The sequence below is a fragment of the Candidatus Rhodobacter oscarellae genome, from assembly GCF_001078595.1.
Taxonomy (GTDB): Bacteria; Pseudomonadota; Alphaproteobacteria; order Rhodobacterales; family Rhodobacteraceae; genus Rhodobacter_B; species Rhodobacter_B oscarellae.
Genome location: NZ_LFTY01000002.1, coordinates 3,056,822 through 3,070,407 on the forward strand (window position 1 = coordinate 3,056,822; position 13,586 = coordinate 3,070,407).

At 62.8% G+C, this 13,586-nt stretch carries 11 protein-coding genes; 7 read left to right on the plus strand and 4 right to left on the minus strand.

What is annotated here, in order from left to right:
- The first annotated feature begins 26 nt into the window (after nt 1-26).
- Nucleotides 27-2,177, plus strand: a complete 2,151-nt coding sequence (locus tag AIOL_RS19345; protein WP_049644488.1) for a response regulator — start codon at nt 27-29, stop codon at nt 2,175-2,177.
- On the opposite strand, the gene yaaA is transcribed toward AIOL_RS19345, so the two are convergent.
- Nucleotides 2,178-2,963: a peroxide stress protein YaaA gene (yaaA, locus tag AIOL_RS19350; protein ID WP_049644489.1), complete on the minus strand. Its 786-nt coding sequence runs from the start codon at nt 2,961-2,963 to the stop codon at nt 2,178-2,180.
- 102 nt (nt 2,964-3,065) lie between these two features.
- On the opposite strand from yaaA, the gene AIOL_RS19355 reads away from it, so the two are divergent.
- From AIOL_RS19355 to AIOL_RS19375, 5 genes are all read left to right on the plus strand, one after another.
- Complete coding sequence (locus AIOL_RS19355) at nt 3,066-4,049, plus strand: sugar phosphate isomerase/epimerase family protein (protein WP_049644490.1); 984 nt, start codon at nt 3,066-3,068, stop codon at nt 4,047-4,049.
- Entirely contained in the window at nt 4,046-4,927 is an 882-nt protein-coding gene (locus AIOL_RS19360) for a PfkB family carbohydrate kinase (protein WP_049644491.1), read from the plus strand. Before AIOL_RS19355 ends, AIOL_RS19360 begins: the two co-directional genes overlap by 4 nt.
- 61 nt (nt 4,928-4,988) lie before the next feature.
- On the plus strand, nt 4,989-5,792 hold the full coding sequence (locus AIOL_RS19365; RefSeq protein ID WP_049645556.1) for a BtpA/SgcQ family protein: 804 nt from the start codon (nt 4,989-4,991) through the stop codon (nt 5,790-5,792).
- 32 nt (nt 5,793-5,824) lie between these two features.
- On the plus strand, nt 5,825-6,880 hold the full coding sequence (locus AIOL_RS19370; protein WP_235439095.1) for a M20/M25/M40 family metallo-hydrolase: 1,056 nt from the start codon (nt 5,825-5,827) through the stop codon (nt 6,878-6,880).
- Nucleotides 6,877-8,361, plus strand: coding sequence for an FGGY-family carbohydrate kinase (locus AIOL_RS19375; RefSeq protein WP_049644493.1), 1,485 nt, complete (start codon nt 6,877-6,879; stop codon nt 8,359-8,361). The genes AIOL_RS19370 and AIOL_RS19375 overlap by 4 nt, the downstream gene beginning before the upstream one ends.
- On the opposite strand, the gene AIOL_RS19380 is transcribed toward AIOL_RS19375, so the two are convergent.
- From AIOL_RS19380 to AIOL_RS19390, 3 genes are all read right to left on the minus strand, one after another.
- The gene (locus AIOL_RS19380) at nt 8,362-9,279 is read right to left on the minus strand and encodes a carbohydrate ABC transporter permease (protein WP_082152693.1); all 918 of its coding nucleotides are present in this window, start codon (nt 9,277-9,279) and stop codon (nt 8,362-8,364) included.
- A 1-nt stretch (nt 9,280) separates the two neighbouring features.
- On the minus strand, nt 9,281-10,387 hold the full coding sequence (locus AIOL_RS19385; protein ID WP_049644494.1) for a carbohydrate ABC transporter permease: 1,107 nt from the start codon (nt 10,385-10,387) through the stop codon (nt 9,281-9,283).
- Nucleotides 10,388-10,487: 100 nt separating this feature from the next.
- Nucleotides 10,488-12,119: a substrate-binding domain-containing protein gene (locus AIOL_RS19390; RefSeq protein ID WP_049644495.1), complete on the minus strand. Its 1,632-nt coding sequence runs from the start codon at nt 12,117-12,119 to the stop codon at nt 10,488-10,490.
- Nucleotides 12,120-12,333: 214 nt separating this feature from the next.
- Between AIOL_RS19390 and AIOL_RS19395 the strand changes: the two genes are divergently transcribed.
- Nucleotides 12,334-13,380: an ABC transporter ATP-binding protein gene (locus AIOL_RS19395; RefSeq protein WP_049645558.1), complete on the plus strand. Its 1,047-nt coding sequence runs from the start codon at nt 12,334-12,336 to the stop codon at nt 13,378-13,380.
- The last annotated feature ends 206 nt before the right edge of the window (nt 13,381-13,586 follow it).

Below are 13,586 nucleotides of genomic sequence, written 5' to 3' on the forward strand. Positions count from 1 at the left end.
GAACGCCCCGATTAGGAGAGCACACGATGGATCCAAACGACCTTCTGGCAAAAGAGCGTCGGGCCAGGATGGCCGCCGAACGCCTTTTGGAGGTCAAGCAAGCGGAGCTGGGCACAGCTAACCGCAGGCTGTCCCATCACGCGCGCAGTCTTAGCGACGAGATCGTCGAAAAACGGACCGAGACAGAGCAGGTCCGAGAAGAGCTTGAGACCGCGAACTCCGCCATGGAAATCGCCGAGCGGCGGCTTTGGGATTCGGTTGAGACGATCCAAGACGGCTTTGCGGTATTTGACGCCGAAGAGGTTCTGGTCGCCGCCAACTCTGCCTATCTGCTGCCGTTCGAGGATCTGACAGATGTCAGGCCGGGTATCGGCTACGAGGCGATGCTTAAGTTCGCCGTCGAAGAGGGGCTGGTCGATACTGAGGGATGCCAGCGCGATGATTGGGTCGAGCAGATGCTCTGGCGCTGGCGCGGCGAGCGTATTCAACCCTGCGTGCTGCGGCTTTGGAATGGCACCTCGGTCAAGCTTATCGACAAGCGCTCGCGCGATGGGGATACCGTGTCTTTGGCGCTCAACATCACCGACACGATCCGCAACGAGGCAAAGCTAAAGAACGCGCGCTATAGGGCAGAGGCGGCGAACCGCGCCAAATCGGCCTTTCTCGCGAATATGAGCCATGAAATCCGCACCCCGATGAATGGCGTGGTCGGCATGGCCGAGCTGTTGATTGACACCGAGCTGGACGAAGAGCAGCGGCTCTATGTCGACACGATCAAATCCTCTGGAGAGGCGCTTTTGGTGCTGATCAACGACGTGCTGGATTACTCCAAGGTCGAGGCGCAAAAGCTGACCATCCGGCCAGAGATTTTCGATCTGGAACGCACGGTGCATGAGGTGGCCGTGATGATGCTGCCCTCGGTGCGCCAGAAGAACCTGGATCTGATGGTCGATTACGACATGTTCCTGGCCACGCATTTCGAGGCGGATCCGGGTCGCATTCGGCAAGTTCTGATCAATCTCATCGGCAACGCGATCAAGTTCACCAGCGAGGGCCATGTTGTCGTGCGGGTCATCGGCCTGTCGATGAATGAAAACGAAACGATGCAGCGCCTCAATATCGCGGTGGAAGACACCGGGATCGGCATCCCCAAGGACAAGATCGGGCATATCTTTGGCGAGTTTAATCAGGTCGAGGACGAGTCGAACCGAAAATTCGAGGGCACCGGGCTTGGCCTGGCCATCACCCAGCGCCTGATCCACCTCATGGGCGGCGAGGTCTGGGTTGATAGCGAGCTTGGCAGCGGCTCCAGCTTTGGTTTTCAGCTTTCCTTGCCTGTGTCATTCGCCGAGGAAATTCGGCCGGAACCACCGCCAGATTGGATCAAGCGGGTGATCGTCGCGGACGCCCAGATGCTCAACCGCCAGATCGTGGCCAAGCAGCTTGCGGCCCTGAACCTGCCCGTGGTTCAGGCGACCAACTCTGCGGATGTGCTGGCGGCTGAACCCGGGCCCGGCGATGTGCTGATCTTGGACCAGATGCTGCCCGATATCGACGGGGTCGCCTTGGTGCAGCGTTTGCGCGGCAGCGGTGTCGCCGCGCCGGTCATTATGCTCAGAAACGCCTCGGATCCATGGGAGGTTGAAGATGGGCTGGTCGCGTCGCAGCTGCAAAAGCCGTTCCGCCGCGCGGATATGCTAGAGGCGATCTGCACCCTGCCCGACACCGCGCCAACACCCGTCGCGGCTCAGCGCCCCGCTGACCCGCGCCCGATGCGCATCCTCGCTGCTGAGGATAACAAGACAAACCGGCTTGTGTTCAGCAAGCTGGTGAAGTCGCTCAATATCGAGCTGACCTTTGCCGAGGATGGGCGCGAGGCGGTAGAGGCCTTTCGCGAACAGCAGCCCGATCTGATCTTCATGGACATCTCTATGCCAGAGGTCGACGGCAAGGAGGCGACGCGGCAGATCAGGCAGATCGAGGCGGAACAGGGTCTAACGCGCACCACCATCGTCGCGCTGACGGCCCACGCGATGGAGGGGGATGAGCACGGGATCCTCGCCGCCGGGCTCGACTATTACCTGACCAAGCCGCTGCGCAAGGCGGCGATCTTCGCCCGCATCGCCGACGAGACGCCAGACATCTGCGAGCCGGTCTTCCCGGAGCAGGCGGCCTAGCTACTCGGCGGCCATGGCAGCTTCGGCGGGCCGCTCGAACACCAGGCGATCATCGGTGCTTTTGCTGGGGATATAGGCGTATCCCCCAAGGTCGAAATCCTTCAACCCGTCCACGCTGGTCACGCGCTGCTCGCAGATGAACCGCGCCATCGCGCCGCGCGCGCGCTTGGCAAAGAAGCTGACCATCTTGGGCGTGCCGCCCTTCACCTCAAAGAACGCGGGCTCGACAACGCGCGGCTTTAGCCGCTTAAGGTCCACCGCGCCGAAATATTCCTGGCTGGCGCAGTTCACCAGCACGTCGGACCCGCTCTCCTCGGCGGCGGCGTTCAGCAGCTTGGCGGGCGCGTCCCCCCAGAACTGGTAAAGGTTCGTGCCGCGCCGGGTCTTAAGCTTGCTGCCCATCTCAAGCCGGTAGGGTTGGATGGCGTCCAGCGGGCGCAGAACGCCATAAAGCCCGGACAGGATGCGCAGGTGGTTCTGCGCAAAGGCCTTGGTGTCATCGTCCATCGAGCCGGCATCAAGCCCAAGATAGGTGTCCCCGGCAAAGGCGTACATCGCGGGGCGCTGCGCCTCGGCCTCTGGCGCGTCCGAATAGGCGCGGAACCGGTCACGGTTCAGCCGCGCAAGGTCATCGCTCAGACCCATCAGCCCCTTCAGCCCCGCAAGCGTCAGCTGTCTTGCGTGACCGGCCAGGCGGCTTGCTTCTTTGAGAAAGACCGGCTCGGTCATGGGTTCAGGCCGCGCTGACCAGTCCAGGCGCTTCGCAGGGGATATGACAACAAGCATGGCGGCCTCGCGTTTGGGGGTTTTGCCCGAATTTAGCAGGCGCGCGCGCGGCGTCTAGGCCCCAAGAGTGACAGCGACCCCCGGTCTGCCTATAGAGGTTGCATGAGCACCCAACGACCCAACGCCCCAAGATACGCCGCGCGCCTGAATGCCTTTAAGGCGTGCTTTCCCGGCGAAAAGCCAAGCACTGCGGATCTATTGCGAAAGGTGGCCGAAGTGCCGGGCCTGAACGCGGCGGATCTGAACTATCCAGACCAGATAACCGACGCCAACGCGGCCGAGCTGGGCCGGTGTTTGGATGGGCTTGGGATCTCGCTGAACGGGCTCGCGATGCGCTACTACACGGACCCGGGCTTTGCGCTGGGCGCGTTCACCCATCCCGACAGGGCGGTGCGGCGCAAGGCGATCGACCTGACCAAGCGGGGCATCGACCACTGCGCCGCGCTGAACGCGCCGCTTATGACGCTGTGGATGGGGCAGGACGGCTTCGATTACGCGTTCCAAATGGACTACGCGCGCGCCTGGGACGACACCATCGCCGCGATGGCCGAAGTGGCGGATCACAACCCCGATGTGGATGTCGCTATCGAGTACAAGCCGAACGAGCCCCGCGCCTATGCGCTGATGCCGGATATCGGCACGACCTTGCTCGCCACGCGGGATGTAGATCGACCCAATATAGGCGTAACTCTGGATTTTGCCCATGTGCTCTATGCGGACGAGATGCCCGCGCATACCGCAATGCTGATCGCCCGGCACTCGCGCCTTATGGGCGTGCATCTGAACGACGGCTACGGCAAGCGCGACGACGGGCTGATGGTGGGCACGGTGCATCCGGTGGCAACGGTCGAGCTGTTCTGCGCGCTGGATCGGATCGGCTATGACGGCGCGATCTATTTCGACACATTTCCGGATCACTCGGGGATCAATCCCGTGGCCGAGGCCAGTACGAATGTCGAGATGGCAGAGCGGCTGCGGGCGGTCGCGGCCCGGCTTGGCAATGACCCCGACCTGGCCCGGGCGATCGAAATGCAAGACGCCGCCGCAAGCCAGCGCATTGTGGCCCGCGCGCTATACGCCTCATGAACCGGCTGCTCGTTCTCGGCGCGCTGCATTATGACGTGGTGGTCGACGCCCCCAGGCTGCCCGGCCTGGACGAGACCCTGGTGGGCAGCGCCGTCGATTACCGCTTTGGCGGCAAGGGCGGCAACCAGGCCGTGATGGCGGCTCAGTTCGGTGCGCGTGTCAGCATGGCGGGTCGCGTCGGGCGGGACGCGCCTGGAGCATTCATCCTTGACCGGCTCGACAGGGCCGGGGTCCAGCGCGGCGGGGTCCTTGAAACGGACAGCCCCACGGGCATGAGCGTGGCAATAAGCGACAAGAATGGCGACTACGGCGCCGTCATCGTGTCTGGCGCCAACCTGCTCAATGACGGCATTTGTGCCGGGTTAGAGACGTTCTCGCATGTGCTGCTGCAAAACGAGATCCCGGAGTCCGCCAATCTGGCTTTGGCCAGGTCGCTGCCGGACGACGCGACACTGATCCTAAATGGCGCGCCCTTTCGCGAGTTGCCGACAGACCTCTTGGAACGCGTCGACCTCTTGATCCTCAACCGGGTCGAGGCCTGCCAGATGACCGGCAAAGAGGACGTCTGGGACGCGGTGCGCGCGCTGAAAACCCTGCGTCTGCGGGGCTTCGTCGTCACGCTGGGGGACCAGGGCTACACCTTTGCCAAGAATGGCGAGAACGACTGGATGCCCGCGCCAGCCGTGCAGGTCGTCTCGACCCATGGCGCGGGCGACGCCTTTGTCGGGGCGCTTGCGGCAGAGTTGATGACCGGCGCCGCGCTCAAGCACGCGCTAAGCTTTGCGCAGACCGCCGCGTCTCGCTTTGTGGCGACGCCGATTGCGGAACGGTCCGACCTGACCAGGGAAGATGTTAAGCAGGCGATGCCGCACAGCTAACCAAAGCGCTTCACCGATGGGCGACCAGGCGCTAGGCTGGCGCAAAGGATGGGGCATTGGGATGAGCAAATTCAGCAAGACATTTGGGGTCGGCAAGCCGGTGATCGGTATGGTCCATTTCGGGGCGCTGCCGGGCACGCCGCTCTTTGACGAGGACGCGGGGCTAGAGGGTTTGGTCGACGGCGTGCGCGCGGATATTCGCGCGCTTCAGGACGCAAAGTTCGACGCGATCATGTTCGGAAACGAGAATGACCGGCCCTACGAGTTCCAGGTCGACACGGCCTCCACCGCCGCAATGGCCTATGTAATCGGCAAGGTTAGAGACGAAATCTCGCTGCCCTACGGTGTCAACGTGCTTTGGGATCCGATGAGTTCCATCGCGCTGGCCGCGGCGACGGGCGCGCATTTTGTCCGAGAGATCTTTACCGGCACCTATGCCAGCGACATGGGGACATGGTCCCCCGATGCGGGCAAGGCGCTGCGCTATCGCAAGCGGTTGGGGCGGGATGACCTGGTGTTGCTCTATAACGTCTCGGCGGAATTCGCGCATAGCTTGGACCAGCGCCCGCTGCCTGATCGCGCGCGCTCGGCGGTGTTCTCCTCGGTGCCGGATGCGGTGCTGGTCTCGGGCCAGATAACCGGCGAGGCGGCGGCATTGTCGGACCTAGAGGCTGTGAAGGCGGCGCTGCCCGACACGCCCGTGCTGGCGAATACCGGGGTGAAACATGACACCGTTGCCGACGTGCTGCGCATCGCGGATGGCTGCATCGTCGGGTCGTCGCTGAAGGTGGACGGGGATACCTGGAAGCCCGTGGACCCGGACCGCGCGCAAGAGTTCATGTCCCGCGCCAGGGCCGCCCGATGAAAGAACGCCTTTGGGACCTCACGCGCAGATTGATGCTGATTCCGGGTCTCTCTGGGCATGAGGATCGGGTGCGCCGCGCAATCGCCGCCGAGCTGAGCTGTGCGACACAATCGGACCGGCTTGGCAATCTCTGGACGACCATCGAAGGCGACCCGTCGCTGCCCAGCCTGCTGATATTCGCCCATATGGATCAACTCGGGTTCATCCTGCGCAAGATCGAGCCCGATGGCACGATGCGGCTCGAACGGCTTGGTGGCGTGCCAGAGCGCGCCTTGCTGTCGCAGCGCATGGTGATCGCGCTGGGCGAGGGGCGCGACATCCCCGCCATCATTGGCAACAAAAGCCACCATGCCACGCAGGTGGCCGAGAAATACCAGGTGCCAAGCTATCGCGATCTGGTGCTGGATGCGGGATTTACCAGCGCGGCAGAGGCTAAAGAGGCCGGCGTGAGAATTGGCGCGCCGGTCGTATACGCGCCGCAGGCGATGCGGCTGGCTGGCGATCGGATCGCGGGCACAAGCGTGGATGATCGGGCGGCCTGTGCGGTTCTGATCGCGCTGGTTCAGAGTCTAAACAAGGGGAACTCGGGTCCAACCGTGCATATCGCCTGGTCGGTGCAAGAGGAATTCAATCTGCGCGGCATCGTGCCTCTGGCGCAGAGGCTAAACCCGGATTGCGCGATCCAGCTTGACTTGATGCTCGCCAGCGACACGCCTGACATGGCGGAACGCGGCAACATGCAGCTTGGGCAAGGGCCGGGCATGAGCCTCTATTCATTCCACGGGCGCGGAACACTGAACGGGGTCATTCCGCATCCGGCGATGGTTGCGCTTGCTGAAAGCGCCGCGGAGCGCGCCGACATAGATTTGCAACGCAGCGCGCAGACGGGCATTTTGACGGACCTGTCCTATGTGCAGACGCTGGGCGAGGGCGTGGCCTGTCTGGATCTTGGCTTTCCGGCCCGCCACACCCATTCAAGCCTCGAGATGGCCGATTTGGGCGACTTAGCCTCGCTTTTGGCGCTTCTGCAGGCGATGATCACCTCGATTGACAGCAAATTTACATTGGACCGGGACGCACACACATGACCTACACGCTGGGCGTTGATATTGGCACTTTCGAGACGAAGGGCGTCCTGGTCGACATGGCCGGAGAAATCGTCGCCCAAGCAAACCGCCCGCATGAGATGATCGTGCCGCAGCCCGGCTGGGCAGAGCATCGCCCGGAAGAGGATTGGTGGGGCGATTTTGTGCATGTGACCCAAGCGATCCTTCAGGAATCCGGAGTCGATCCCGCCCAGATCAAGGCCGTCGCAACGTCGGCCATCGGGCCGTGCATGCTGCCCGTGGATGCGGCTGGGCGCCCCTTGATGAACGGCGTGCTTTACGGGGTGGACACCCGCGCCAGCGCCGAGATCCAAGAGCTGACCGCGCGGATTGGCGAGGACGTGATCTTCGAGCGCTGCGGAAACGCCCTGACCTCGCAATCCGTTGGGCCCAAAATCCTATGGTTAAGGCGAAACAGACCCGATATCTGGGCCAGGACCGCCAAAATTCTAACATCGACCAGCCTTTTGACCCATCGCCTTACCGGGCGCTACGTGATCGACCATTACACCGCCGCGAATTTCAGCCCGATCTACGATGTGGACCGGCTGGACTGGGTCACGGACCTGGCCGATGACATCGCGACGCCGAATATGCTGCCAGAGCTGATGTGGTCCAACGAGATAGCTGGCCAGGTGACCAAGCAGGCCGCCTCGGTGACTGGCTTGGCCGAGGGCACGCCGGTTCTCTGCGGCACGATTGACGCGGCGGCCGAGGCGATCAGCGTCGGCGTGCAACGCCCCGGCGACATGATGATGATGTATGGCTCGACCATTTTCATCATCCAGGTCACCGCCGTCCGCGTCGGCGATCCGCGCCTATGGTATGCGCCGTGGCTCTTCAAGGGCCAGCACGCCTCGATGGCGGGGCTCGCGACCTCCGGCACGCTGACGCATTGGTTTAGAGACCAGTTCGCCCAGGAATTGACCCGAGAGGAAGCCTTTCCGACGCTTGCAGCCGAGGCCGCCGAAAGCCCAACGGGCGCCAAGGGTCTGCTGATGCTGCCCTATTTCAGCGGTGAGCGCACCCCGATCCATGACCCTAACGCCAAGGGCGCCTTCTTTGGGCTCAACCTGACCCACACGCGCGGCGACATGTACCGCGCGCTGATCGAGGGCATCGCCATGGGCACCGCGCATGTGGTCGAGACCTTCCGCGACGTTGATGCCGCGCCGTCGCGGATCCTCGCGGTGGGCGGTGGCACCAAGAACGCGCTTTGGCTTCAGGCGACGTCCGACTATGCCGAGGTGCCGCAGATTGTCAGCGAAAAGACCGTGGGCGCCAGCTATGGCGACGCGTTCCTGGCGGCCTGCGCGGTTGGGCTGGCCAAGCCCGGCGACATCGCGGTTTGGAACCCTGCGATCGACACGGTCTCGCCCGAAAACCACGAAAGCCAGGCCAAGCAATACGCGCTTTTCAAACGGCTCTACGCCCAGACCAAGGACATTATGGCCGAGCTGTGATCACTTCACCGCGCCGGCGGCCATGCCTTTGATGATGTAGCGCTCTAGCACCACGCCGATGATCACCAACGGGAAGATCGCCGCCGTCGACAGCGCCGCCATCGACCACCAATTGATCCCCTGCGAACCGGTCTGCGAGGCGACCATCACCGGCAGGGTCTTGGCGTCGGTCGAGGTCAGCAGCGCGGCAAAGAAATACTCGTTCCAGGTCAGCACCAGCGACAGGATGAAGGCCGCGACCATGCCCGGCAGCGCGATGGGCAGGATGATCGTCACGAAGGCGCCCCAAACGGACAGCCCGTCGACCAGGGCGGCCTCCTCCAGCTCGACCGGGATCGACAGGAACTGGTCGCGCATGATCCAGATCACGATGGGCAAGACGGTCAGCGTATAAAGCAGGATCAGCCCGATTCTGGTGTCTAACAACGCCAATTCCTTGTAGAGCACCAGGAACGGCAGGGCCAAAACCACCGGCGGCAGGATCAGCTGGCTGAGGAAGAAGAACGAGATGTCGGGGTTGCGCATGAACCCGAACTTATAGCGGAACCGGCTGAGCCCATAGGCAGTCATGCTGCCCAGCACCACCGCCAGCAATGAGGCGGAAACAGAGACGATTGCCGAGTTGGTGAAGCGTTTCAGGAACTCCTCGCGCACGGTGCTTTCCACCGCCCAGTATTTCGGCGAGATGCCCAGCGAATCCCAGCCCTTCCATTTCGGCGTGAAGTCCCACCAGGGCACCATGTTGCCCTTCATCACGTCCGGCGCCAGTTTAAAGCTGGTGGTGATGGTCCAGTAGATCGGGAAGAGGCAGATCACCGTCCACAGCAGCAGGATGCCATAGACCGCGACGCGCCCCGCGAACCACTTGGCGCGGTGTCCGTGGTCGCTCTCGTGGTCATGAAAGATCTGCTCTGCCACGTCAGTACCTCGGGTTCATCCAGCGGTCGACGGCCTTCATGAAGGCCGTGATCGCCAGCACGATCAGCACCAGGTAGAGGATCGCCAGGAAGGTGCCGTAGCCGACATTCGACCGGTCCCGATACTCGCGGAAAATGAAACTGGTGACGCTGTCCGTGGCGCCCCCCGGCCCGCCGCTGGTGACGTTAATGATGATGTCGGCAAGCTTGAGCTTAAAGATGATGCGGATCAGGATCGCGGTCAGGCTGACCGGCAGCATCAGGGGGAAGGTGACCTCCCAGAAGCCGCGCCAGCCATTGGCGCCATCGACCTTCGCCGCCTCCTGCACCTCCTTTGGGATCGCCTGAAGCCCGGCCAGGATCATGATCATCATGAAGGGGATGAAGGTCCAGGCGTCCATGACCATGATCGTGGCCCGCGCGATCTCTGGGTCGCCGAAGAAAGAGGGTCTATCCCAGCCCAATTCGCGCCCCAAGCGCGCCAGGGGGCCGAACCGCGCCTCCATCATCGACTTGCCCACCATCCAGCTGACGGCGACGGGCGACAGCATCAGCGGCAGCAGGAACGCCACGCGGAAGAGTTTTCGCGCGCGGATCTGGCTGGCCAGGATCAGCGCCAGCCCGAAGGCGATGGTGTATTCCACCAGGATCGCCAGCGTGTAGTAGACCATGTTCTTCAGCGCGTTCCAGTAGAACGGGTCCCCCCAGGCCTGGCGCGCGTTGTCCCAGCCGTTGAAACTGCGGCCCTCTAGGCTGCTGAGGTTCCAGTTGGAAAACGCGATCCCCAGGGCGAAGATCAGCGGAAAGATCACCATGGCCACTACAAAAAGCGTGGCGGGCAGCAAGAACAGCCGCCGCTTGCCCTGCTCGCCATATAGAACCACCTGCGCGATGCAGAAACAGGTCGCCCAGATCAGATAGCCGTATAAGGCGGGCCGCCAATTCGTCAGCTCCAGCCCCAGCGCGCCATTATCCGCCAGGGTGCAATAGACGAAGGCCAGGACCATCACACCGAACGAGCCCCAGATCAGCCCACGACCCAGCCGTTCCCGCGCCGGACCGATCTGGTCCGACGTCACGACATGCAAAAGATCCCCCTCCGCGCTCATGAAAAGATGTTACCCCGCCAAGGCCAAAAGGGAAGCGAATTCCGGGCAGCCAGACATGCGTAGGATGGGGTTAAACCCCATCCTACCTTTGTTTTTCCGGTCAGAGACCCAACGACGCCTTGTAGAGCGCGATCTGCTGGTCACGCCCGATCTGGTCGGTGATGTTCTCCCAGGCCGCGGCGATGGCATCCGCCGTCTCCTGCGCGCCCGCGTATTGGCCAGCATAGCCCTTGGCCAGCTCGTCCTCAGCCACCGAGTAATACTGGAAGATGCCCGGGATCCGGGGCTCCAGCGCCGCGTTGGGGTGGTTGTAGCTGTCCGCGTTCGAGCCGAGGTAATCCTCGATGAACGCGCGGTCGTACCCAGCGGCCTCCCACTCGTCATACTGGAAGTGGGTGTTGCGGTAGGGCTGGAACCCGGACGGATAGGCCGAGGCCCAAAGCGACAGGTCCTTGCCGCCCAGATGCGCCGCCGCGGACCAGGCCGCCTTCTGGCGCTTGCTGTCGCTGTCCACCGTGGCCATCACGTAAACACCCCAGCCGAGATAGGCCATGTTCGGCGCCTCGTTATAGGTGTTCTCCCAGGCGCCCGCCGCGGCGTTATAGACCCGATCAGAGCCCGGGTTGATGCCAAAGCCCACGACGTCGCCGACCAAAGACGTGTCAGACGTGCGCGCGTTAGAGCCGATATCGCCCCACCACATCAGCATCGAGCCGGTGCCGGCCAGGAACTGCTGGAACCCGGTGGTGCCCGGATCGGCATTGATCTGGTCGGCGGGGTAGGCGCCGGCCTCGATCAGGTCCAGCACGTCCTGGATCGCCTGCACCCAGGCGGGGTTGTTGACGCGCGGCTTCATCGTGTCCGGGTCGAACAGCCAGGCGATGTCGCCGGGATGCTTGGCGTAGGCCGCGGCGCGGTTCTCCAGGAAGTAGAACCCAAAGCCGCCCCAGCCCTTCAGCGGGTCCAAATAGCCATGCGCGGGCAGCCCGGTCAGCGGGTCCTCGGTGCCGATCAGGTCCTTCGAGATCTGGTTGATCTCCTGCCAGGTCTTCGGCGCGCCGTCCGGGAAGTAATCCGTGCGGTAGGCGAAGGTGTGGCAGTCGCCGTCGATCGAGATCCGGTAGGTCTTGCCGTCCCAGGTGCCCACGGGGGCCTTTAGGTAATCGACATAGTCGTCCATATCGATCGAGCTCTTGACCCAGTCGGGCATCTCTGACGCCATGCCGCGGCCCAGCACGTCGCCCTCGAAGGGCGCGCCCATCTCGATGATGTCGAAATCGACGGTGCCGGTGGCGATGCTCTGCTGCAGCCGGGCGTTATAGTCGGCTTGGGCGAGGTCGATCCAGTTGATCTTGGCGCCGGTATAGGCCTCCCAGGGCTTTAGGAAGCCGCGGAACAGGAAATTGTGTAGGTTCTGGTTGTTTAGACCCATAAAGGTCAGCTCGACGCCCGCGAACTCGCCTTCCTGGACGACCTCCTTGGTCGGCCCCAGGCACATCTCGCCGACCTTCTGCCATTCGGCGTCGCCGGGCGAGCCCTGCCCCACGCCGGGGATCTTGAGGATCTCGGCGCGCAGCGCCGCGTGCCCGCCCGCATAGGCCGGGCGGACTGAGGCACCGGTGAAAACCCCGCCGGTTGCAGCAACAGCGCTGGCGGCGGTCATACCTTTAAGCATCGAGCGGCGGTTAATCTTGCCCGCGCGCTTCATCGCATTAAACACATCGACTCTCATCGACTTTCCTCCCTTAGAATTTTGTTATCAATGCAACGGCCTAACAGCGGCGCCGTGAATTCAATCGCTTATGACATGCGGGCCGCTATGTGACACCGTACCGGGCCGAGTATGGATGAAGCTGTGCACGAGTCAACAAAATCGAATTTCGCGCTTGCCAAGGGCATGGACAGGCCAGGGGCGCTTCGCTACCAATTCAATCTTAGGGGGGATGATGGCCGAAGTAAGCATTAGCGACATTCGCAAAGCCTATGGGTCCACCGAGGTGATCCATGGCGTGGATGTCGAGATCGCGGATGGCGAGTTCGTGGTGCTGGTCGGGCCCTCGGGCTGCGGGAAATCGACCCTATTGCGGATGATCGCGGGGCTAGAGGGCATCACCAGCGGCACGATCTCTATAGGGGACCGCGTGGTGAACAACAAGCCACCCAGCGAGCGCGACATCGCCATGGTGTTCCAGAACTATGCGCTTTACCCGCACAAGACCGTGGCCTCGAACATGGCTTTCGCGCTGCGGATGCAGCGGATGCCGCGGGCAGAGATTGAGACGCGCGTGCGTGAGGCGGCCGAGATACTCGGCCTGACGCCCTACCTGAACCGCTACCCCCGCGCCCTGTCCGGCGGGCAGCGCCAGCGCGTTGCCATGGGCCGCGCCATCGTGCGCAACCCGCAGGTTTTTCTGTTCGACGAGCCGCTGTCGAACCTGGACGCGAAACTGCGCGTGCAGATGCGCACCGAGATCCGCGAGCTGCACCAGCGCCTGGCGACCACCACGGTTTACGTCACGCATGACCAGATCGAGGCGATGACCATGGCCGACAAGATGGTGGTGATGCAGGACGGGCATATCCGCCAGATCGGCTCGCCTTTGGAGGTCTATGACCGCCCCGCAAACACCTTCGTGGCGGGGTTCATTGGCTCGCCGTCGATGAACATGTTCGAGGGCGTCGCGCGGGACGGCGCGGTGATGATTGGCGACACGCGCGTTGAGGTCGCGACGACGGGGCTGGCGGATGGTCAAAAGGTGACCGTGGGGCTGCGCCCAGAGCATATGCGGGTCTCCGATGCGGGCCTGCCGGCAAGCATCGCTGTGATCGAGCCCACCGGGTCCGAGACCCACCTGGCGCTGCGCAGCGGCGGGCAAGAGATCGTCGCCGTGATCCGCGAAAGAGAGGAGTTTCAGGTGGGACAGAGCCTGTTTTTCTCCGTCGACCCATCGCTTGTGCATCTATTCGACACGGAGTCCGGCGCCGCTTTGTGATCGTTTCGCGTTTTTGGGGCATGCATGCTCGGTTCAAATTTTGTGACGACGTTAGAATTTAGCGGAACGTTAAGAAATTTCATGTGACATGAAATTGGGTGGGCGCCGAAAGGCGCGGCCCTTGCGAGCCCACCCAGCTCGATTGTTCCGCCCGAATCGCTAAGGTTTCGCTAATTTTTTGACCGAGTGGCAGAATTTTCTGTTCC

Excerpts from the sequence above, each read along its gene's own strand:
- AIOL_RS19345 (WP_049644488.1), top strand. The coding sequence starts at position 27 with ATGGATCCAAACGACCTTCTGGCAAAAGAGCGTCGGGCCAGGATGGCC.
- yaaA (WP_049644489.1), bottom strand. The coding sequence starts at position 2,963 with ATGCTTGTTGTCATATCCCCTGCGAAGCGCCTGGACTGGTCAGCGCGG.
- AIOL_RS19355 (WP_049644490.1), top strand. The coding sequence starts at position 3,066 with ATGAGCACCCAACGACCCAACGCCCCAAGATACGCCGCGCGCCTGAAT.
- AIOL_RS19360 (WP_049644491.1), top strand. The coding sequence starts at position 4,046 with ATGAACCGGCTGCTCGTTCTCGGCGCGCTGCATTATGACGTGGTGGTC.
- AIOL_RS19365 (WP_049645556.1), top strand. The coding sequence starts at position 4,989 with ATGAGCAAATTCAGCAAGACATTTGGGGTCGGCAAGCCGGTGATCGGT.
- AIOL_RS19370 (WP_235439095.1), top strand. The coding sequence starts at position 5,825 with ATGCTGATTCCGGGTCTCTCTGGGCATGAGGATCGGGTGCGCCGCGCA.
- AIOL_RS19375 (WP_049644493.1), top strand. The coding sequence starts at position 6,877 with ATGACCTACACGCTGGGCGTTGATATTGGCACTTTCGAGACGAAGGGC.
- AIOL_RS19385 (WP_049644494.1), bottom strand. The coding sequence starts at position 10,387 with ATGAGCGCGGAGGGGGATCTTTTGCATGTCGTGACGTCGGACCAGATC.
- AIOL_RS19390 (WP_049644495.1), bottom strand. The coding sequence starts at position 12,119 with ATGAGAGTCGATGTGTTTAATGCGATGAAGCGCGCGGGCAAGATTAAC.
- AIOL_RS19395 (WP_049645558.1), top strand. The coding sequence starts at position 12,334 with ATGGCCGAAGTAAGCATTAGCGACATTCGCAAAGCCTATGGGTCCACC.